Here is a 21173-nt window from a genome sequence, read left to right as displayed (position 1 = left end):
GCTTTTTCGGGATTTGGGGGGACGGAGTCAAGGCATACTCAGTGTCGCCCCCGGCGAAGACCGGGACCCATACCCACAGGGAGCAGTTTGGCGAAGATCCGAAGTTGCCAGGCTCGCGCCACAACGACGTCCTGTGGTTATGGGTCCCGGCCTTCGCCGGGACGACGTGGAGAGAGTGTGCTGAGCCTGCCCAAAAACCCCGCCAGATCGTCGGTGACGTGGTCGACATGGGCGGCGCTCCGGCCTTCCAGCTCCCAGTCCTCGCGCACGACCTCTTTCGTCCCGTCCGGTATCACCAGCACCGTGGTCATGCCGAGCTCGTGCGGGACCGTGAGGTTGCGGGCGAGGTCTTCGAACATCGCGGCGCGGGTCGGATCGACCGAATGGTCGGCGAGAAATTTGCGGTAGGTCTGCGGCGCCGGCTTCGGCTCGAAGTCGGCGGCGATGATGTCGAACACGCCGTCGAAATGCGTGGCAAAGCCGAGCCGCGCCAGCACCGCATCGACATGATCGACCGAACCGTTGGTCAGGATCAGCTTTCGTCCCGGCAGTCTTGCGATGGCCTCGCCCAGCGCCGGGTTCGGCTCCAGCGGCGAGTGGTCGATCTTGTGGACGTAGGCGAGATAGTCGTCGGCGCGGACGCCATGCAGGGTCATCATGCCGCGCATGGTGGTGCCGAAGCGCTGGTAATAATCCTTCTGGATCTTGCGCGCTTCCACCGGTGTCTGGTTCAGCCAGTTGCAAACGAACTCGGTAATCCGCGCATCGACCTGCTGCCACAGATTGACGTGGTGCGGATAGAGCGTGTTGTCGAGGTCGAACACCCAGGTGTCGACATGGCCGAAGGCGCGGGGTGAGGTCATTGCGGCTCTCTATTCGTTATCGGAGAGGGGCCCCAGCTTTCCGTCGTCGTCCCGGCGAAGGCCGGGACCCATACCGCGTGATCTATCAATGGGGCACCCTGATCGTCGTTCTTCGTAAAACCAATCCTGGGGTTATGGGTCCCGGCCTTCGCCGGGACGACGATGGTGTTTGTTGCGTCATCACAAAAGCAATCACGGCATCGCAAACCGCAGTGTTTTGCCGCCGCTCGAGATGTCCACCGCGCCAAATCCCGTGGCCGCAAAACCGCGCGCGCCGCAGTCGGTCTGCTCGTTGGTCTCGAACTTGGTCTCGCGCGTGCAAAGCTGCTTGTCGCCGCCCCAGTTCAGCGGCTTGTCCTTCAGCTTGACGATTCGGTTGTCGGCGTCGATGGCTTCCGCGAAGCTGAAGATCTGCTTCGGCTGGCCGCTCACATCAGGGCGCAGGCAGGTCTTGGGGTCGATGCGATACCAGCCGCGGCTCGTCACCGACTTGCCGTCGTCGGTGGCGACCGCCGCCATCACCTTGTGCGCGGTGTCGTTGCACCAGGTGAGGCCGGTCGCAGACGGCGTCTGCACGGCATCGGCCATGGTCTTGAAGAAGTTCGGCGACGACAGGATGTCGGACGACAATCCGCGGCTCTTCAGGAAAGCGGCCAGCGCGCCTTGCGTCTTCGGTCCGTCGACGCCGTCGATCGGCGCGGCGTCATAACCTGCGATCACCAAAAGCCGCTGGATGCCGGCAAGGCGGGCCTGCTCGTCGTCATATTCGGAGTCCTCGGCGAGATAGGCGACGAAATTGCCGTCCCCGCCTTGCGTCGGCGTGATCTGGGTGAAGGCGGCCTGGGTCTGGCCGCTGCGGCACTGTCGCGCGGCCGCGATGACGAAATTGTCCTGCGCGACGCACAGGGTGTCGCTGCCGTTCTGCGGGATCGGGGATGCGCCGTAGACGCCGAGCGCGCGGGCGTTGAGCAGGATGCGGTCGGCGGAGAGCGTGCCCTGCACCACCACGCGGCAGGTGGCGGGGTCGATCCTGAACCAGCCGCGCGTGGCGGTCGCCGCCTTGTCGTCGATGCCGATCGCGGCCTCGACGACATAGGACATGCGATTGCAGATCTTGAGGTCGGCGAAGGCGGGCGCGGAGGAGAAGACGAACGAGACGGCTGCGGCGGGGAGCGTCATCAGGAAGCGGGTGAGAGTGGAGCGTCGATGCCGCCTCGCGCTCCGCTCGTCATGCCCGGGCTTGTCCCGGGCATCCACGTTCTTGGCGCGGGACGAAAGATCGTGGATGGCCGGGACATCTTCGCGAAGACGCGCTTCGCGCTGTTGCCCGGCCATGACGGCTTTCATGCGTGGCGCCTCTCGCATCACTTGTGGATCAGCGTTCCCGTGCCGGTGTTGGTGAAGAGCTCGAGCAGCACCGCGTGCTGCATCTTGCCGTCGATGATGACGACACCCTCGACGCCCTGTTCGAGCGCGTAGATGCAGGTCTCGACCTTCGGGATCATGCCGCCGGAAATGGTGCCGTCGGCGATCAGCTTTCGCGCGTCCTTCACCGAGAGCTGCGGGATCAGCTTCTTGGACTTGTCGAGCACGCCCGGCACGTCGGTGAGCAGCAGCAGCCGCTTTGCCTTCAGCGCGCCGGCCACGGCGCCGGCGAAAGTGTCGGCGTTGACGTTCAGCGTCTGGCCCTCTTTCGAGGTCGCGAGCGGCGCGAGCACGGGGATCAGCTCGTAGCCGATCAGCTGGTTGAGCAGCGTGAGGTCGACTTTCTCGGGATCGCCGACGAAGCCGAGATCGACCGCCTTCTCGATGTGCGAGTCCGGATCCATGATGGTGCGCGTCGTCTTCGACGCCTTCACCATGTTGGCGTCCTTGCCGGACAGGCCTACGGCCTTGCCGCCCGCCTCGTTGATGTAGCCGACGATCTGCTTGTTGACGGAGCCGGCGAGCACCATCTCGACGATCTCGATGGTGGCCGCATCGGTGATGCGCAGGCCGGCTGCGAATTCCGAGACGATGCCGAGGCGCTTGAGCATGGTCGCGATCTGCGGGCCGCCGCCATGCACCACCACCGGATTGATCGCGGTCTGCTCGAGCAGCACGATGTCGCGGGCAAAATTCTTGGCGGTCTCCTCGTCGCCCATGGCATGGCCGCCATACTTAATGACGATGGTTTCCTCGTCATACTGCTGCATGTGCGGCAGCGCTTCGGACAGGATGCGGGCCTGGTCGAGCGGGGAGATTTCGGTCATGAGGCGGATCTCGCTGGCGGGATACTCGGGCCGCGTTCTATCCGATTGGCGGGCGGGGCGCAAAGTGGTCTTCGTCCCCGGGCTACGGACTGCGCTTCACCACCACCGCCGCGAGCGTCACCGCCACCCAGCTCAGAATCATCACCGATCCACCGGTCGGCGCCGCATAGGGAAACAGCGAATGGCCGGCATATTGCCGCAAGGTCAGATCGCCCGCGAACAGCGCGGCGCCGGCTGCGAAGCCGGACGCGGCGACGATGCCAATTCCGCCGTGCAGAAGGTCGCGGCCGAGCAGGGCGACGGCCGCTAGCACGGCCGTTGCATGAAACAGCAGCATGGCGCTTGCGGCGGCGAGCCGGCTCGCATCGCCGCCATGCGCGGAAGCGGCGGCCAGCGCGACGCCGGCGGCGCCCATCAGACCGGCAAGCCCGATCAGCAGGCGGAATGCCGCCATCACGAGGTCCGCTCTTCCAGCAGCTTTGCGATCGCGGCGCGCAGCTCGGCCATGCCGGTTGCGCTGCGCGACGAGGTCGCGAGCACGTTCGGGAACGCGGCCGGACGCTTGGCGAGCGCAGCCTCGGTCTCGACGATGCGCGATTGGAGCTCGGCGGCCTTGATCTGGTCGGCCTTGGTCAGCACGAGCTGGTAGCTGACCGCGGAGCGATCGAGAGTCTTCAGGACTTCGAGATCGACGTCCTTGAGGCCGTGCCGCGCGTCGACCAGCACGTAGACGCGCGCGAGACTGGCGCGTCCGAGCAGGAATTTGTGGATCAGCTCTGTCCAGGACGCGACCTGACTCTTCGGCGCCTTGGCATAGCCGTAGCCGGGCATGTCGACGAGGCGCAGCTCGCCTTTCCCGGGGACCTCGAAGAAGATCAGTTCCTGGGTGCGGCCCGGTGTGTGCGAGGTGCGCGCGAGCGCGTTGCGGCCGGTCAGCGCGTTGATCAGGCTGGACTTGCCGACATTGGAGCGGCCAGCAAAGGCGATCTCCAGCCCCGCCATCGGCGGCAGCGTTTCAGTCGAGGGCGAAGCCCAGATGAACTGCCAGTCGCGCGTGAACAGCTTTCGCCCGACCTCGATCAGCTTCGCATCTTTGTCGTCGGTCATGCGAAAGCTTTCTGTCTGTCCGCGTCATTGCGAGCGAAGCGAAGCAATCCAGAAATGCATCCGCGGAGGGACTCTGGATTGCTTCGTTGCTTCGCTCCTCGCAATGGCGACCGCTACGTCGCCTTCTTCGCGAACGTCGCCTTGAGATTGTCGAACAGCTCCACCTTCACGCCGTTGCGGCGCATGATGAAGCTCTGCTGCAGCACCGAGAGCGTGTTGTTCCAGGCCCAGTAGATCACGAGGCCCGCCGGGAAGCCCGCCAGCATGAAGGTGAAGATCAGCGGCATCCAGTTGAAGATCATCTGCTGCGTCGGATCCGGCGGCGTCGGATTCAGCTTCATCTGGAACCACATCGTGATGCCCATGATGATCGGCCAGATGCCGAGCGCGAGGTAGTGGCCGAACAGCGGGATCGTGGTCGGGTCGAACGGGATCAGCCCGAACAGGTTGAACAGGTTGGTCGGGTCCGGCGCGGACAGATCCTTGATCCAGCCGAAGAACGGCGCGTGCCGCATCTCGATTGTGACGAACAGCACCTTGTAGAGCGAGAAGAACACCGGGATCTGGATCACCACCGGAAGACAGCCGGCGACCGGATTGATCTTCTCCTTGCGGTAGATCTCCATCATCTCCTGCTGCTGCTTCACCTTGTCGTCGGGGAAGCGCTCCTTCAGAGCCTGAAGCTGCGGCTGGACCGACTTCATCTTCGCCATCGAGGCGTAGGACTTGTTCGCCAAGGGGAAGAACAACAGCTTCACGATCACGGTCACGAGCAGGATCGAGATGCCGAAATTGCCGAAGAAGCGGTAGAAGAAGTCGAGGCCGAGGAACATCGGCTTGGTGATGAAGTAGAACCAGCCCCAGTCGATCAACAGGTCGAAATGGTTGAGGCCGAGCTCCTTGTTGTAGCCGCCATGGCCGGCGAGCGGGAAGTTGATGCCGACCACGCCGGCTTCCTTGGCGCCCGCGAACAGCCGCGCGTTCGTTGTCGTCGTGCCGCCGATCGGGACCGTCTGCTCGCTTTGCAGATAGTCGGTCTGGTATCGGATCTGGGTGCCGGGTTCGGCGACGAAACGGGCCTTGAGCGTTGCCGACGTGTCGGGAAGGAGCGCAGACGCCCAATATTTGTCGGTAATACCGAGCCAGGCATTGGTGACGTTGTTGAATTCGAACCCGTGTCCGCCGTTGCCGATCGCGGGTGCTTCGCCGACAGCCTTATAGGCCTTCTCCTGCAAACCCTGCTCGCCCAGGTAACCGATCAGGCCTTCATGCAGGATGTAGTAGCCCGAGACCTGCGGCGTGCCGTGGCGCGAAATCAGTGCGAAGGGAAAGAGTTTGACCGGCGCGTTGCCGACATTGGTCACCTCGTCCTTGATGCTGAAGAGGTAGTGGTCGTCGATCGTGACGGTGCGGCGGAAGGTGAGGCCTTCGCCATTGTCGTATTTCAGCATGACCGGCGTGGACGGCGTCAGGCTGTTGGTGCCCTCCTGCTGCCAATCGGTGGTCCGGTCGGGCACCTTTGTGCCAGCCGTTCCGGCTACCCAGCCAAATTCGGCGTAATAGGGCTCCGCGGTGCCCGACGGCGAATAGAGAATGATCGGCGGCGACTTCGGGTCGACCGTTTCGCGATACTGCACCAGCGCAAGATCGTCGATGCGCGCGCCCTTCAAGGCAATGCTGCCGGTCAAGCGGGGCGTATCGATCTTGACACGCGGAGAGGCGGCAATCGCCGCCTCGCGGCTGACGGTCGGCTGGGCCGGTTGATTGGCGATCTGGGGAGCGGAGGGCGCGCCTGCGCTGCCGGGCTGCGGCGTGGCGCTCGGCGTCCCGGAAGCCGTCGGCTGCGGCGTGGTCTTATGCAGTTCGGCCTGCGTCTGTTGCAGGGCGCGTTGCTTCTCCATCGCCGGCATGTTGTAGAAATATTGCCAGGCGATCAGCACGAAGCCCGACAGAATGACGGCGAGGATGGTATTGCGGTTGTCAGTCATCATTCTCTCGTCATCAATCCGGTTTGCGGCTGGTCGCAGGAGCGGGGCCGGGCTTTGAGCCGTCGGTTCTTGAGTTGGTTTTTGGGCCGCGTCCCTTGTGGGTATGCCGCGCGGGCTTCGCGAACGCCATGCGCAGATCGTCGAGCATGGTGGCGAAGCCGCGCGAGAGCGCGTCCCTTCGGCCGACCAGCACATAATCATGATGGGGCTGCATCGACATCGGATCGAGCCGCTTCACCAGTTCGCGAAGCCGGCGCCGGATGCGATTGCGCTCGGGGGCGTTGCCGTTCTTTTTGGTGACGGTGAAGCCGATCCGGATCGGGCCGCGATCGTCGTGGTCAAGGCTTTGGCGGTCAAGGCGTTGCAGGACGAACGCAGGACTATTCACCCGCGCGCCATTGGCAACGGCGAGGAAATCCGCCCGCTGCCTCAGCCGATCCATGATGAAATCCCAAAAAGGGGGTCCGGCTCAGGCGCTCAGACGCTTGCGGCCGCGGGCGCGGCGGGCGGCGAGCACCTTTCGGCCGCCGGCCGTGGCGAGACGGGCACGGAAGCCGTGACGGCGCTTGCGCACCAGTTTGCTGGGTTGATAAGTCCGCTTCACGGGTTTTTCTCCGCTGACCGGGCAATTTGCCTGTAGAATTGATGATAAAGTCCGGAAGATGCTGCCCAAAACGGGCCTTTTTCGGCCCCAAGAGAGCCGCTCCCGGCGGTCACACCGGGTCATCGCGGACAATTGGCCGGCTTATAAGCGAGCGCCTTCTTTTCGTCAACGCCGCACAAGCGCTCAATTCCGGCGAATATCGCTGTTTGTGCGGGGTTTTTAACCCTTGAGGTGGCGACTCGCCAAATCTGCGCTTACATCCGACCTTGGCAGATTGACGATCTGTAATTTGACCGCGCTGGGGGCGGGCCGCATCTTGATACGCGCCAAGACCCTTCACCCGGCGACATCTTCAATCCGGTAAAGGCAGCGAGGGCGATTTCGTGGCAGCGACAGACCTCCAGCCGATCCAGGATGGGGATCAGCGGGACCCGCCGACGGCGCTGCCGCGGGGGACGCGCGGGCTTGGGCTGTCCGGCAAGCTGCTGCTGCTCACCGTTCCCCTGGTGATGATCGCGGCCATCCTGCTCTACGTGCCCGCCATCGCCAACTTCTGGGTCAACCGGCTCAACGACCGCGTCGCGGCGGCGAACACAGCGGCGCTGGTGCTCGATGCCGCGCCGCTCGGCATGGTCCCCGATTCGCTGTCGCGCCAGATCCTGAAGAGCATCAATGCCCGCGCCGTCGCCATCAAGATGGGCCAGCAGCGCCGTCTGCTCGCCAGCGACAATCTGCCCGCGGCGATCGAGCACGACATCGACCTGCGCGACATGACGGCGTGGGAGGCGATCACCGGCTCGTTCCGGATGATGCTGGAGACCGGCAACCAGGCCATCCGGATCGTCGGGCCGGGCGTCGGCAACGCCCAGTTCATGGAGATCGTCACCGACGAGCTGCCGCTGCGGCAGTCGATGTACCGCTTCTCCCGCAACGTCGTGGTGGTCGCGCTGATCATCGCGGTGCTGACCGCCGGCCTCGTCTATCTCGCGATGCATTATCTCTTCGTGCGCCCGATGCGACGGCTGACCGCGAGCCTGGTCGGCTTCCACGAAAATCCCGAGAGTTCGGCGGGGATCATCGTGCCGAGCCAGCGCAGCGACGAGATCGGGGTCGCCGAGCGCGAATTGTCGGACATGCAGCGCGACCTGATGTCGATGCTGCATCAGAAGAGCCGACTCGCCGCCCTCGGCCTCGCAGTGTCCAAGATCAATCACGATCTGCGCAATCTGCTGGCCTCGGCGCAACTCCTGTCGGACCAGCTCGCCAGCGTGCCGGATCCGCGGGTGCAGCGCTTTGCGCCAAAGCTCGTGCGCTCGCTCGAGCGCGCCATCGCCTTCTGCCAGTCGACATTGTCCTATGGCCGCGCCCAGGAAGCCGCGCCCGACCGGCGCATGATCATGATCGAGCCGGTGGTGCTGGAGGTGCGCGAGACCGCCGGCCTTGCCTCCGACGCGTCGATCTCCTGGGTCGCCGCAATCGAGCGCGGGCTCGCGGTCGACGCCGATCCCGACCAGCTGTTTCGCGTGCTGCTCAACCTCGTCCGCAACGCCGCCCAGGCGCTGGAAAGCCATGCGTCGGCCGAGGGCGGCGCGCAGCAAATCCGGATCACGGGAAAACGCGAGGGCGCGGTCGCCATCCTCGAGGTCTCCGATACCGGCCCCGGCGTGCCCCAGAGGACCCGCGATCACCTGTTCGAGGCGTTCCAGACCTCCGGCCGCCCCGGCGGCAGCGGCCTCGGCCTTGCCATCGCCGCCGAGCTGGTCCGCGCCCATGGCGGCGACATCCATCTGGTCGAAGGCACCATCGGCGCCACCTTCCGGATCGTCATCCCCGACCGCCCCGTGGAACTGCTCTCCGTCCGCAACGAGCGGGCGCGGGCATAGTCGGCTCGCGGTTGAGTGCGGAAACTCTCATTTCCCAGCAAAATCTCCCCAATCCGGACCTTGCCAATCGGGGCAAGAGCGGTTAGTCAGAGCGCTCTTTCGCACCCCTCCGGCGTCGCCGGGGGCTGCCTGCGGGCCACGCCCGCACTGTCAGCGAAAAACGCGCCCGTAGCTCAGCTGGATAGAGCATCAGACTACGAATCTGAGGGTCGGACGTTCGAATCGTTCCGGGCGCGCCATTTCGGTACCGACTGTCGCCTGGTCACGCGGACCGAAGTCATCCTTCCGCGGTGAAGTCATCCTTCCGCGGTCAAGGCTTCCAGCTCGGCGAAATAAGCCTCGTTCAGATCCTGCTCGAACCTCGTATCGAGGTCGCCGCCGCCCGACCTGAGTCCGCGCATCCGGTCGTTCAAGTATCCGACCAGCACCGAGCCGATCGCATGGATGGCTTCGTGACGATCGAGCCCCTCTGACATCAGCCGTTGCGCTGCGGCTCGGACCGGCAGTTCGCGATCCGCAATCTGGCTCTCGACGACGGCGTGAATAACGGCGTGCAATGTCGCGCGCGGGAGGCGGATCCGCGCACGCCGATGATACTTCTTCACGAGATCGATACGTTCTTGTTCGCCTAACGCGAGCCACTGCTCCGGGTCCGCTCCGTGAATGGATCGTAGGCTCGGATCTCTTCATTCCCTTGGTCGAGCACTGATCGGGCGAAGACGAATGCGATTTCCGAAAACCTAGGGCTACATTCCGCAGATCAGTCTCCATCCAATCGGCCGGCGCGCCGACGATGCCCTGCTCGCACCGCTCACCGAAGCCGCTGCAACTCGCTGCACTGCTTCCAGGATTCCGCGTGCCGTAACAAAGCCCGCTTTAGCGCCGGGCAACATCACGCGCCGCTGGATTCGAACCAAGCCCCCTGCTCGCCAGCAAACGGTTGAACTGATCGGCTGAAAAAAGCTGCCCGTCCGGAGCCGTGATCGAAACCACAAAACCATTCACCGCGTGCTTGCGGGCCAGGATCACCGCAACGATCGCGCTGTCACGGAAATCCACGGTGCGGCAGTCGTCTTTAATAGCTTCGATGATAAATGTCATTTGGTCCATGACCACAATTGGCACGCGCGAATTGCGCGCCCGGCAACTCAACCTCGTATCGGTGAAAATGATATTGCCGACAAGCCAGCTATTGACCCGATGGAACCGCGACCATACCCATATTGGGGGAAACAGCAGACCGGTCCTGCCTCACGCGCGGTGCGCCACGGATACATAGAACCGGCTTGTGAGCGTCGAACCGGACATCCGTAGAAGCAGGCACTGGCCATGGTTGGTACGACTGAAGGAGAGGACATCGCGGCGGATTTGATCCGAACCGTCTCTCGCCACTCGTTGGCCTACATGCTGTGCGCAGCCAGCGAAATGTTCCGCCACTACGATTTCGATCCGCTGGACTTGATGATCATTCATGCGGTCTTGAACGCCAACGTTCTCAAGATCATGAAGAACCCCGAACTGGACCGGCAATTTGGCAGTATCCAGGCGGTTGAGCCGGACAAGATCAAGCAGGGCGTTTCCCGTGCCGCCCTGTCCCGCTTTTTCGGTCTGCCGATCGAAACCGTCCGGCGGCGCGCCGATCGCTTGAAGAAGCAAGGCATTTTCCGCGAGACCGACCAGGGACTGATCGTAACCGAAGCCAATCAATTCAAGTTCGGCAATAATCACGAGCTGCAGCGAACCAACATGCTCCTGGTGCGGAAATTCCTCCGTGACCTGACGGAAGCGGGCGTTGAGCTTCCCGGCGGGATTTGACGGCCGGATCCAGCGTTTGTTTGCCCGGGGTATCGCGGCGCAAAGGCGAGACGATCCGGTGGGATTCTTCTTCGCACGTCGCCGCCGTGTGAGCTTCAGCACGCAACATCACCTGTAATCTGCTTCACACGCAAATGCGTCCAATGACGCTAGACAAAACAGGTCGCGCCTCCGCGCGGCCTGTTCGGAGCTTGCAATGATGGCCGCACTGGCAAAGGCGATATCCCGCGCGACGAGAACCAACGTCGATGTCGAAACTCTGAAAGTTGTCGTGATTTTCTCGGGCGCGGGTTTGCTGCTCTCTCTAGCGGCCGCAATGATCTACGGACAGGCTGCCAGCGCCGCCTTGTTTTGAGATCCGGCGCAGAACAATCCGGTGCGCCCGGTCGCCGAAGCGCAGGAAAGTCTTTCGCAAGCGTCCGCGCCAACCCATAGCGGACTTTATGCATTCGGTGTGGCCCGGTATCCGGACGCGCGGAACCCCTCTCCGCGCAGGGCTGTGGGTCGTCTCCTTAACGATCCGTTTACAGAGCTTCGCGGCAACCGTAACCGCGGGTTAACCATGGATATTTACGGTGTAGCAAGTCTCTAGGCTGTGCCTGTTAGTTGATTTCGAGTCCAACCCCATGGCGTTCGGTAGAAGCGCATCTCCGCGAAGCATCGCCCCGACGGAGCCCGCGGCTTCGTGGGAAGCGCCGCGGGCTGCGGCGGCGACGCCCGACAACACCGCCCCCGCGCTGATCAAGGGATCGCTGACCCTGCCCGGCGCGTTCGCTTTCCTGCGCGAGAACGGCCGGCGCATCCTGATGCTCGCGCTGGCACTGTTCGCGCTCGGCGTCGCCGTGCTGATGGTGCTGCCGGTCCGGTATGCCGCGACGGCGCTCGTCGTGGTCGATCCCCGCGAGCTGCGCGTGACCACGGACCAGGACGTGTTGCCTGGCATCGGCCAGGACGCCGCTGCGCTTCAGAGCCAGATCGAGATCGCCAAGTCGGACGGCTTTCTCCGGCCCCTCATCGAGAAGCTCAAGATCGCCGACGACGAGGATATCGCAGGGGGTCATACCGACATGACGCGCCTGCTCGAAAAACTCCGCAACCGTCTCGATATCTCGCGTCGCGGCCTGACTTACGTCATCGCCATCTCGTTCACCTCGAACAGTGCGGAGCGGGCGGCGTATTATGCCAATGCCATCGCAGAGGCGTTCGTCGCGACCCAGAGCCGCGTCCGCAGCGATGCGACGGACGTGGCGGCGGACTGGCTCAAGGACCGGCTGAAGGAGCTGAACGAGCGCCTGCGCGTCTCGGAAGACGCCGTTGCAGCCTTCCGGCTCGAGCACAAGATCCTCAATGCCGGCAAGGATTCCACCACCCAGCAATTGCGGGTGACTGACCTGAACCAGCAGGTCTCCGCGGCTCGCGCGCGCACCGAGGAAGCCAAGGCGCGTTACGACCAGGTGCAGCGCGATCTCAAAGCCAATGTCGAAGGTCCGGTGAAGCAGGATCTCCTGAGCATGCTGCGCGCGCAGCGCTCGACCCTGAACGACCAGATCGCACAGAAGAAGGCGGTGTACGGCGAGCGCCATCCTGATCTTGCGATCTCCTACAGCCAGTTGGCTGACATCAACAGGCAGATCGAGGTCGAGCGGAAGAAGAACATCGACACCGCGAAGTCCGAATACGAGGCCCAGCTCGAGCAGCAGGCCGCGCTGGAAAAGCAGCTCAAGGCGGTCGAGACGCAGATGTTGGTGGACGGCCAGGCGCTCGTGAAGCTGCAGGAACTGCAGCGCGATGCCGACGCCAACAAGAACATCTACGAGCAGTTTTTGTCGCGGTTCAAGACGACCAACGAGCAGCGTCAGCTTCAGAGCTCGCAGACCAAGATCGCCTCGCCCGCGATCCCGCCGCTGCGCTCGACGCGTCCGCCGCTCGCCCTGTTGCTCGCCGCGCTCGCAATCGGCTCGCTGCTGACGTCAACCGCTACGGTTGCGGCCATGACGGGCATGTCCGACAAGTCCGATCCGGCCGAGGCTCCGGCTCGAACGCACGTGCATGCGGAGGCGAGGGAGACGCCCAAGCGGCAAGCCCAGCGTCCGGCTCCGGCCGTGCCGCAATCCGAGGCGATGCCGAACCTTCCGGTCTGGTCCCGCATTCCCGAACTGGCGTCGGGAGCGGCGCCCAACACTGTCTGGCAACGACCGATTGCCGCCACAGCCGAGCTCGATCTCGGCGCTTATTTGCGTCCGCTGCTCGAGCGTATCGATCGTGCCCCGCTGCGTGGTTGCAAGGTCGCCCTCGTGCTGTCGGTCGGCAAGAGCGCCGGCGGCAACACCGTTGCGCGCTCGCTCAACCGCGCGGCCGTCAATCGCGGCATGATGAGCGTGCTGATCCGGCTGCAGCCGGAATTCGCGGGCGCCCAGCCGCCGGTGACTGAATGGCAGGACGGCTCCACCACGGCAGGACTCCAGTCGATCGACGAGCTGCTGAGCGCCGGCAGGAAGGCCGATGCGCGGCCGGAGGACGATATTCGCTCGGAGTTCGACCTGATCATCATCCATGCGAACAATCTTGCCTTGCAGCCAGATGCGATCGCGCTCGCCGCGCACGCGGACCTGATCATCCCGGTGGTGCGCGCCGGCGAGCTCGGTTCGGCGGCGATGCGACGGGTGACCGCCGCGCTGTCGAAGTACGACACCGTGTCGACCGGTTTCGTCGTCAATCACGCACCCGCGGGCTCTGCCGCGCCTCACCCTGACGGCGGCGCGCTTAGCAGGGCGGTTTGACAATGGCGACGCCGCGCCGTCGTCTGCTCCTTGCCGCGATCTTGCTGTCCACGATCTTGCTACCAACGTCGCTCGCCTCCGCGGCATCGGCCGAAACTTGCGTGCCTGTCCCGCAGACCGTCGCGCGCGACAGGCTCGCCGCGCTGTCGCGCGGGTTCAATGCCGACGGCTGGATCAACGGCGAAAAATCCGCGCCTCCAACTCGCGAGTTGCTGCAGCAACTTCGCAAGGCCGGGATGAGTCATGTGCGCTTGCCGGTGCCGGCCGAGCGGGTGATGCTTCGTTTCGCCTCGAAGGCGGAACGCGATGAGACGCTGCGGGCGCTCGACAAGGCATTGAAGCTGCTCATCTCGCTCGGCTATTCAATTTCCGTCGATCTTCATCCCGGCGATCGTTTCAATCGCCTGCACAAGGACGACGCGGACGCGTCGCTGCGCGAGCTGGAGGATGCGTGGGGCACGCTCGCTCAGGTCATTCAATCTTTTCCGGCCGACCGCGTCTTCGCCGAGCTGCTCAATGAGCCCGACATCGAAGCCGACAGATGGCAGAAGCAGGTCGAAACGCTCGCCGCCTTCGTTCGCCAATTGCTTCCCGCGACCACGCTGATCGTCGGCCCGGTCGACTGGCAACGCGCGGACTCGCTGCCGCGGTTTCGCCCGTTGCCGGATCCAAACGTCGTCTACGCCATCCATTTCTACGATCCCATGGTGTTCACACACCAGGGCCATTGGGACGTGCAGGATCCACTGCACGACATCACGGATCTGCCTTATCCGATCAACGCGGGCGATCCCGGGGTTCAGGCGCTCCGCCGGGATTTGCAGGACAGAGGCGCGACGAAGGCGCTCGGCATGCTCGACACGGCGATTGCCGCCGCCAGGGACAAGCCGGATGTCAGCCGCTGGCTCGAGCCCGCGGTCGCGTGGCAGCAGCAATTTTCGCGGCCGATCATCATCAACGAATTCGGCGTGTTGAAAGCCGCGGCACCCCGGGACAGCCGCGTGCGCTGGCTCGCGGCCGTGACCGCATATGCGCGGGCGCATTGCTGGGGCTGGGCGCATTGGGAGCTGGCGCAGGGATTCGGCCTGCTCGAAAACGGCACGGGCAAGCCCGATCCCGACGTCATGCGCGCGCTGCTCGGCGCGACCAAGCCCGGCCGGCGCTAAACCCGTGCGCCATCGTTAACGAATCCTTGCGCTTCCTGCCGCTATCGTTGCCGCCGCGCTGTGCCAAAGGACGAGTCATGAGTGGCGGGACCTCACCGCATCTTCAAGCCGTGCAGGGGGGCTGTCGCGAGCCTTCACGTTCGCCTTGGCGCGAGCTGATCCCGACGCTCTGCATCGCCATCGCAGTCATCGGCTTTGTGCCGGTCCTGCACGTGGCGAGCCCGGTCCTGTCTCTGACGGTCGAAGTTCTCGTCGCCGTCGCCATCGTGGTTGCGGTTCCTACCTACGCGCCGGCCATCGCGATCTTTGTGCTGTTCTTCCAGAACCTGTTCGTCTCGATCCTGTCGCCGCTGATTTCGGCGCCGTCCGACCTGGACTTCATCAAAGGCTATAATTTTCTCGTCTGCTCCGTGATGTGGCTGACGACATTTGGGCTCTACGTCGCCGGCCAAAGGAACCGCTCGACTGAGATCAACCAGATCATGCGCTGGGGCGTCGTGACCCTCGCGGTGGTGTCGTTGTATTTCGCGATCGGCTTCGTGCAGGATGGCCAGGCGGCGACGGTCTATCTGCGCAACATCGTGCTGCCGCTGTTCCTGTTTCAGCTCTCGCTGCTGACGGCGGCGACCTATGAGGTTCGCGCCACGCCATTCCTGGTGACGCTTGGAGCCATTCTGATCCTGTGCGGATACGTCGAGTTTGCGTTTCGGGATTTTTGGCTGGCCATCACCAACGGCTACACGTTCTGGGGTTTCGACGAGCTCAAGGCGGCCCGCTCCGGCGTTTGGGAAGCCGAGATGCGCGCCACCGGCAATGTGCCGGTCGATCTGAAGGATCGTTTCAGCTTCGACTTTCTCAATACGCCCCTGCTCGAAGGGTTCGGCCTGTCGAAGATCCTCCGTATCCACGGACCGAATATGCATCCGATCAGCTTCGCGTACGGGATCGGTTTTTTCGGGCTTTTCCTGTTTTCGGTAGGGCGTCCGTTTCTGGCCCTCGTGGCGTTGCCGCTGCTGATCGTTTGCAGCGTGAAGGGGGCGCTCATCGTGGTGGTGTTCGTCGCCACGGCCTGGATATCGACCCGTCTGCTCGGCGCCGTGGTGACGCTATGGCTCGGCTTCGTGGCCTTGATCATGTTTGCAATTGTCGCGATCCGCGTTGGCTTGCAGATCGGCGACTATCACGTTCTTGGCCTCATGGGAGGCTTGAACGGATTTCTCGAAAGGCCGTTTGGGCGCGGCTTGGGAGTTGGCGGAAATCTATCGGACGACTATTTCTCGATTGACTGGAGCGCCGCGCAGGCTGCCGGAACGACCAACGGCGCCGTCGAGAGTGCGATCGGCGTCCTGCTGTACCAGATGGGCATCGCAGCCCTCGTTCCGTTGGCGTTTCATTTCGCGGTGGCGCTGAAGGCCTGGCGTCTTTATGCATTCTCCGGATATTTGACGCAGGGGCTCGCGGGCTTCGGCGTCATGGTCGTGCTGCTGAATGGATTGTTTCAGGAAGAGGCCTTGTTCGCGCCGCTGGCGCTTGGGCTCATGCTCTCGCTCACGGGCCTCGTGATCGGCAGCCACATCAGGATGCAGACGGTCTCCGTCCCGGAGGCCGAGCCAGAGCGGCTGACGCACTATCAGGCCGCGACGTAGCCTTTAAGAGACGTAACCTTCAAAAATTGTGTGGCGGTCCAGGCGTCACCGCCACCCAAGCGCAGGCGCCACGTGCGTGAGGATCGCCTCGATGGCGTGCGCGCAATAGTCGACACCGAGCTGGTTCGGGATCGTCAGCAGCAGCGTGTCGGCCTCGGCGATCCCCTCGTCCGCTCGGAGCTGCTCGATCAGCACATCCGGCTCCGCCGCATAGGAGCGGCCGAAGATCGCGCGGGTCCGCGGGTCGATGAAGCCGACCTGGTCCTCGCTGCCGCGCTCGCCGCCGAAATAGGCGCGGTCGCGATCGTCGGCCAGCGCGAAGATGCTGCGGCTGACGGACACGCGGGGCTCGCGGGTATGGCCGGCCTCTTTCCACGCGGCGCGATAGGCGCGGATCTGCGCGGCCTGCTGCACATGGAAGGCTTCGCCGGTCTCGTCGTTCTTCAGCGTCGAGCTCTGCAGATTCATGCCGTGCTTGGCGGCCCAGACCGCGGTCGCGTTGGAACCGGCACCCCACCAGATCCGTTCGCGCAGGCCTTCCGCATGCGGCTCGAGCCGCAGGAGGCCCGGTGGATTTGGGAACATCGGCTGCGGGTTGGGCTTTGCAAAACCTTCGCCGCGCAAGATGTCGAGAAAGACCTCGGCATGACGCCGGCCCATCTCGGCGTCGCTCTCGCCCTCGGCCGGCTGGTAGCCGAAATAGCGCCAGCCGTCGATCACCTGCTCGGGCGAGCCGCGGCTGATGCCGAGCTGCAGCCGCCCGCCGGCGATGAGGTCGGCGGAGCCCGCGTCCTCCGCCATGTACAGCGGATTCTCGTAGCGCATGTCGATCACGGCCGTGCCGATCTCGATCTTGCTGGTCCTGGCGCCGACAGCGGCCAGCAGCGGAAAGGGGGAGGCGAGCTGCCGCGCAAAATGGTGCACGCGAAAATAGGCGCCGTCGGCGCCGAGTTCTTCGGCCGCAACCGCAAGCTCGATCGATTGCAGCAGCGTGTCCGCGGCCGAGCGGGTCTGCGATTGCGGCGAGGGCGTCCAATGCCCGAAGGAGAGGAATCCGATCTTTTTCATGAAGGCAACATATGGACGACGGGCGGAGTTTGCGACACCTCGGCCGTAGGAAAGACGGCAAACGTGAAAAGGCGTGTGCTCGTATGTGATGCCGCCCGGGGGAAGCACACTAAGCGGACAAAGCAGCAAGCACGCCATGCTTTGCACCGCTCAGACTGAGCGATTTAGCTAATTCACGAGCGAGGCTAACTCCTAAGCCGGCCGCGGTCTCGGCAAGTGATCTTGCCGATCTGGGCGCCGTTCCACCAGGCTTGTTTTACCACATCATCAGCGAGGAGTGGGTTGGTTTCCTTGACCAAGCGCGTACCCGTTAGGGCCCGGCTTCTCTTCAATTCATATGTCCGCTTCTAGCCCACCGCTGACTTGCCGCGCGCAGCCGGCCGCGGACCGCTGTTGCCCGTAGTTGACATCAAGTAGTTTCTGGAGAGCTTCGTAAAAACGCAAGCCGCCAACTCGCGCCAGCCATTCCGTCTTAGCAGAAGGGGCCAGCCCGTATGGCTGGCCCCTTGAGGATATTATGTAAGCCGTCAGTAACGAGAAGCCGACGCGGCGCCCCAATTGAACCGGTAGTTCAGGCCGGCCTTGATGGTGTGCTCGTCATTGCGGAAGCCGACGGCGGTAACAACACCGCCGGCGCTGGTGAAGAGAGCGTTCCGCGTGCCGAAGTCGTAGTACTGGTATTCGACCTTGCCCGACCAGTTCTGGGCGAACATGTATTCGAGACCACCGCCCACGGTGTAGCCGTCGCGACCACCGCCGTTGTTGGTGAAGGTGCCGCCGCCGAAACCGTTCGTAAGGCGGGAGTCAGCCCAGGCGTAACCGCCTTTGACGTACAGCAGCGCCGGACCCCAGGTGTAGCCGAGGCGACCGGTGACCGAACCGAGCCCACGGTTGACGAAGGGATTGTTGTTGGTGTCGAGGAAGCTGTAGTTCGCTTCAATGCCCAGCACCCAGTTCGGCGAGAACTGATGGTCGTAACCGACCTGCGCGCCGCCCATGAACACACCATCGTTGCTGCTGGTGCCGGTGAAGCCGGGGGCCAGAATGTTGTTGCTGCCGCCGAATGCGCCGCCGACGTGACCGCCGATGTAAAAGCCGGTCCAGTTGTAAATCGGCGAGGCGGCCATCGGTGGGGCTTTGGTGTAAGGACGCGCGGCCATATCAGCCGCCGATGCTGTACCCGCTAAGGCGGCGAAAGCGACAGTAGCGAGAAGGAACTTTTTCATTTCGAGTCTCTCAGGTTTAAAGAATGTGTGCCAAACGCTAACTCAACTCACCGAATTTGCTGTAGCGCGCGAGACACACGTCGCCGATCTACGTGTGGAACGCTCTGGTCATTTGTTAATTGAGGAACCGTGTCGACCCGGAACCGGGCGTCTGAGCGACGAGTTCCGCGGTTCCGCCATCGCGAAGGATTTATCATTGTGCATTCCAAAGCTCTGGCATGATTCAGAACTTTTGCCGCTCATACTGGAAGCTCATCGACCCGGGATGTCGCATCTTGTCCGCTAGCTGACCTGCCGCACGCAGCCGGTGGAGGACCGCCGGTGACCATTGCGGACTTCCGAATGCCGGCCGATGATGTCGCATGACAGGCCGTCCACCAGCGCTGATAGTCTTTGGTGGCCTTCCCGGCACGGGCAAGACAACAGTTTTCCGGGAGCTGACCAGACGTCTCGCGGCCACGTACCTTCGTATCGATGCCGTTGAGCAGACGCTACGGACCGCAGGTCATAGGGTCGGCGCGATGGGCTATGTGGTAGCCACCGCACTCGCGGCTGAAAAACTCGAGCTTGGTCGTGTCGTTGTCGTAGACTGCGTAAATCCAGTCCTGGCAAGCCGCGTCGGATGGCGACAGGTCGCCGCTCAGAAGTCGACATGCGTCGTTGAGATTGAAGTGGTTTGCAGCGACCTGATCTTGCATCGACAACGAGTGGAAACACGCACCTCAGACATCAGCGGTCTCAAGCAGCGAACGTGGGCTGAGGTAGTGAACCGAGACTATGAACCGTGGGATCGAGAACACCTGGTGCTCGATACGGCCGTTAGCTCGCTCGATCACCTGCTCGAACAGGCGGAGACGTATGTTCGCGCCCAGACTGGTTAGCCTCCTCTTGGCCCACCGCTGACCTGCCGCGAGCAGACGGTGCAGGTCCGCTTGTGACCCATACCGGAAGTAGCCCGTTAGCCATCATCCAACGCGAGCTTGCAGCAAATCCGGAAGATCACTCATTCGATGGAAAAGTTCTTCGCAGATTGCTCCCAATTGCAGTCCAGTTCCCGGATCGCCTCCGGTAAAACCTAAGACCCTCATCCCTGCGGCCTTTGCTGCTTGAACCCCGGACACCGAGTCCTCAACCACGATGCAGCGCGAAGGGTGAACGCCCAGCGTTTGGCCCGCGTGCAGGAACAGGCCTGGATCTGGCTTCCACGAACCGACGTCGTATCCGCTGAATATGCGTCCCTCGAAGCGGCCCAGCAGTTTCGTCAATCCGAGTGTGTGCGTGAGTTTCGACATCGGCCCGTTTGACGCCACACAAACGGAACGGCAATTTCGGCTAATGCTGCATGGACTCCTTCGATCGGCTTCAGTTCGGCATCAAACGCCAATGCGGTTGATCGTCTGACGTCGTCAATGAAGGTTTCACGAACGTCTCGGCCCAGCCGGCGCTCAATTGCTCGTACGCCATCGTTAGCCCTCGGAAAGACCGGATAGCCTCTTGCACGCCAATCGCGGCGCCTTCCTCAGATGCTGCTTTGGCCAAGACGGTCAGCGCAATGATCTCGCTATCGACCAAAACGCCATCCGAGTCGAAGATAATTAGCTCTGTCACGCCAAGGTCCAAGTGGGAACAATCTTGCGATGTAACACATAAGGCATTCGGTTTAGTAGAGCGATATTCGATGCTGCGCGCAATCGTCGTTTTGCGACACTCCGCGGCAGAACTCGGTGTGCTGCGCCTCAGCGTTCGCCCGTGGCAGGCCATCTGGTATTCTCTGCCGCGTGAAGCACATTCGCATCGATCCAAGGGATTAGCGCATGAAGGAAGCCATTATCCGCCGTGCGGCAGAACACGATCTGCCGGAGATGCTGAACCTTTACCGGCATCTTCATCCGCACGAAGCCCAACTGGAGCCAGCTACTGCTGAACGTGTCTGGTCTAATTTACTTACATCGAACTTCATGACCGTGATCGTTGCGCAAGCGGCTGAGCAGCTTGTATCTTCTTGCACCCTCGCAATTGTGCCTAATCTATCTCGGGGCGGTAGATCCTATGGGGTGATTGAGAATGTAGTCACTCACGCCGATCATCGTAAACTAGGTCTCGGACGACGAGTTCTTGCTCATGCGCTGGATGTCGCATCGCAGGCCGATTGCTACAAAGTCCACTTGGCGACGGGTTCGAAGCGTGAAGCCACCCTACGCTTTTACGAGGAAGTGGGGTTCGAACGAGGAGGCAAGACCTACTTCGAAGTACGGAGAGAGGTGGCGCTCTCCGGCAGGCATGTCGGGAATTGGCCCTCAGCGGACCAATCGGGAGCATAGGCGCCAAGGCCGCTTTTGACCCATAGCAGACGTCAGCTGTTTGGTCGGCCGCCTTTCCGCGCAAACAATATCAGTAGCGGATATGCCGCTCCGAGAATGAAGATTGCGTCGAATAAGTAGACCGTTAATCCGGGCCCGAACGACCCTCGGGCTCCGAACGTAAACTCTCGCGCGTCAGAGAACAGCATCGGCAGGTTGAGAATGGTCGAGATGATGCGACCGACCCAACCACCTCCGCAGGTGAAGCTTTGCTGTTCCTGGGGCAGACTGCACCCGATGGATTTCAGTATAGGGTAAGCGACAAGCTCCAAGGGGGCTACAACGACTGCAATCCCCACGATGCAAAGGCAAAGCAGGCTTACACCTCGAAAAACCTTGAGTAGTATCGACCCCGCCATTCACCAACAGTACCAAAATTGACCGCGATTGCGACTGTCCTTGGTGGCTCATCGAA

At 62.8% G+C, this 21173-nt stretch carries 22 protein-coding genes and 1 tRNA gene; 9 read left to right on the top strand and 14 right to left on the bottom strand.

The annotated features are described in order from the left end of the window. Positions 1-137: 137 nt before the first annotated feature. From IVB48_RS34365 to rpmH, 8 genes are all read right to left on the bottom strand, one after another. Positions 138-863 (bottom strand): pyrimidine 5'-nucleotidase, encoded by a 726-nt coding sequence (locus IVB48_RS34365; protein ID WP_247407200.1) that lies wholly within the window; start codon positions 861-863, stop codon positions 138-140. A gap of 192 nt (positions 864-1055) precedes the next feature. Then, positions 1056-2042, bottom strand: coding sequence for a DUF1036 domain-containing protein (locus tag IVB48_RS34360; protein ID WP_247407305.1), 987 nt, complete (start codon positions 2040-2042; stop codon positions 1056-1058). A gap of 185 nt (positions 2043-2227) precedes the next feature. After that, the gene (gene argB / locus IVB48_RS34355; RefSeq protein WP_007597683.1) at positions 2228-3115 is read right to left on the bottom strand and encodes an acetylglutamate kinase; all 888 of its coding nucleotides are present in this window, start codon (positions 3113-3115) and stop codon (positions 2228-2230) included. Between the two features lie 82 nt (positions 3116-3197). Next, complete coding sequence (locus IVB48_RS34350) at positions 3198-3569, bottom strand: DUF423 domain-containing protein (RefSeq protein WP_247407197.1); 372 nt, start codon at positions 3567-3569, stop codon at positions 3198-3200. After that, a complete protein-coding gene (yihA, locus tag IVB48_RS34345; RefSeq protein ID WP_027514321.1) occupies positions 3569-4222 on the bottom strand; it encodes a ribosome biogenesis GTP-binding protein YihA/YsxC in 654 nt (217 codons plus the stop codon). The genes IVB48_RS34350 and yihA overlap by 1 nt, the downstream gene beginning before the upstream one ends. 113 nt (positions 4223-4335) lie before the next feature. Further along, complete coding sequence (gene yidC, locus IVB48_RS34340) at positions 4336-6210, bottom strand: membrane protein insertase YidC (protein WP_027565786.1); 1875 nt, start codon at positions 6208-6210, stop codon at positions 4336-4338. Between the two features lie 13 nt (positions 6211-6223). Continuing rightward, positions 6224-6652, bottom strand: a complete 429-nt coding sequence (gene rnpA, locus IVB48_RS34335) for a ribonuclease P protein component (protein ID WP_027565785.1) — start codon at positions 6650-6652, stop codon at positions 6224-6226. A 27-nt stretch (positions 6653-6679) separates the two neighbouring features. After that, positions 6680-6814: a 50S ribosomal protein L34 gene (gene rpmH / locus IVB48_RS34330; RefSeq protein WP_008542748.1), complete on the bottom strand. Its 135-nt coding sequence runs from the start codon at positions 6812-6814 to the stop codon at positions 6680-6682. A 383-nt stretch (positions 6815-7197) separates the two neighbouring features. Here rpmH and IVB48_RS34325 point away from each other — a divergent pair, with 383 nt between their 5' ends. Continuing rightward, positions 7198-8697: a HAMP domain-containing sensor histidine kinase gene (locus tag IVB48_RS34325; protein ID WP_027565784.1), complete on the top strand. Its 1500-nt coding sequence runs from the start codon at positions 7198-7200 to the stop codon at positions 8695-8697. Positions 8698-8859: 162 nt separating this feature from the next. Further along, positions 8860-8936, top strand: a tRNA-Arg gene (locus IVB48_RS34320). 57 nt (positions 8937-8993) lie between these two features. Here the strand turns inward: IVB48_RS34320 and IVB48_RS34315 are convergent. Further along, positions 8994-9302 (bottom strand): hypothetical protein, encoded by a 309-nt coding sequence (locus IVB48_RS34315; protein WP_247407194.1) that lies wholly within the window; start codon positions 9300-9302, stop codon positions 8994-8996. A 271-nt stretch (positions 9303-9573) separates the two neighbouring features. Then, the gene (locus IVB48_RS34310) at positions 9574-9798 is read right to left on the bottom strand and encodes a hypothetical protein (protein ID WP_247407192.1); all 225 of its coding nucleotides are present in this window, start codon (positions 9796-9798) and stop codon (positions 9574-9576) included. A 228-nt stretch (positions 9799-10026) separates the two neighbouring features. On the opposite strand from IVB48_RS34310, the gene IVB48_RS34305 reads away from it, so the two are divergent. The 5 genes from IVB48_RS34305 to IVB48_RS34285 all read left to right on the top strand — a co-directional run bounded on the left by IVB48_RS34305 (position 10027) and on the right by IVB48_RS34285 (position 16104). Beyond that, entirely contained in the window at positions 10027-10512 is a 486-nt protein-coding gene (locus tag IVB48_RS34305; protein ID WP_007597670.1) for a hypothetical protein, read from the top strand. Positions 10513-10708: 196 nt separating this feature from the next. After that, a complete protein-coding gene (locus IVB48_RS34300; protein ID WP_197031098.1) occupies positions 10709-10867 on the top strand; it encodes a hypothetical protein in 159 nt (52 codons plus the stop codon). 271 nt (positions 10868-11138) lie between these two features. Then, the gene (locus tag IVB48_RS34295; RefSeq protein WP_247407189.1) at positions 11139-13292 is read left to right on the top strand and encodes a GumC family protein; all 2154 of its coding nucleotides are present in this window, start codon (positions 11139-11141) and stop codon (positions 13290-13292) included. Positions 13293-13294: 2 nt separating this feature from the next. Then, a complete protein-coding gene (locus tag IVB48_RS34290) occupies positions 13295-14458 on the top strand; it encodes a cellulase family glycosylhydrolase (protein ID WP_247407187.1) in 1164 nt (387 codons plus the stop codon). Positions 14459-14535: 77 nt separating this feature from the next. Then, on the top strand, positions 14536-16104 hold the full coding sequence (locus tag IVB48_RS34285) for a hypothetical protein (protein WP_247407185.1): 1569 nt from the start codon (positions 14536-14538) through the stop codon (positions 16102-16104). A 45-nt stretch (positions 16105-16149) separates the two neighbouring features. On the opposite strand, the gene IVB48_RS34280 is transcribed toward IVB48_RS34285, so the two are convergent. Both IVB48_RS34280 and IVB48_RS34275 read right to left on the bottom strand, forming a co-directional pair. Next, a complete protein-coding gene (locus IVB48_RS34280) occupies positions 16150-17172 on the bottom strand; it encodes an LLM class flavin-dependent oxidoreductase (RefSeq protein ID WP_247407183.1) in 1023 nt (340 codons plus the stop codon). A 527-nt stretch (positions 17173-17699) separates the two neighbouring features. After that, a complete protein-coding gene (locus IVB48_RS34275; RefSeq protein WP_247285619.1) occupies positions 17700-18398 on the bottom strand; it encodes an outer membrane beta-barrel protein in 699 nt (232 codons plus the stop codon). A gap of 362 nt (positions 18399-18760) precedes the next feature. Between IVB48_RS34275 and IVB48_RS34270 the strand changes: the two genes are divergently transcribed. Further along, entirely contained in the window at positions 18761-19279 is a 519-nt protein-coding gene (locus IVB48_RS34270; RefSeq protein WP_247407181.1) for an AAA family ATPase, read from the top strand. 84 nt (positions 19280-19363) lie between these two features. Here IVB48_RS34270 and IVB48_RS34265 read toward each other — a convergent pair whose 3' ends face one another. Together IVB48_RS34265 and IVB48_RS34260 are read right to left on the bottom strand one after the other, a co-directional pair. Continuing rightward, on the bottom strand, positions 19364-19690 hold the full coding sequence (locus IVB48_RS34265; protein WP_247407179.1) for an HAD-IA family hydrolase: 327 nt from the start codon (positions 19688-19690) through the stop codon (positions 19364-19366). Between the two features lie 70 nt (positions 19691-19760). After that, positions 19761-20006 (bottom strand): hypothetical protein, encoded by a 246-nt coding sequence (locus tag IVB48_RS34260; RefSeq protein ID WP_247407177.1) that lies wholly within the window; start codon positions 20004-20006, stop codon positions 19761-19763. 206 nt (positions 20007-20212) lie between these two features. Between IVB48_RS34260 and IVB48_RS34255 the strand changes: the two genes are divergently transcribed. Next, positions 20213-20719 carry a GNAT family N-acetyltransferase gene (locus tag IVB48_RS34255; protein ID WP_247407174.1) on the top strand — a complete coding sequence of 169 codons (507 nt, stop codon included), beginning with the start codon at positions 20213-20215 and terminating at the stop codon, positions 20717-20719. The last annotated feature ends 454 nt before the right edge of the window (positions 20720-21173 follow it).

It is taken from the genome of Bradyrhizobium sp. 76 (genome assembly GCF_023073025.1).
Taxonomy (GTDB): Bacteria; Pseudomonadota; Alphaproteobacteria; order Rhizobiales; family Xanthobacteraceae; genus Bradyrhizobium.
The sequence above is the reverse complement of the archived record's forward strand: the minus strand, read 5'-3'. Positions and strand labels throughout refer to the sequence as shown.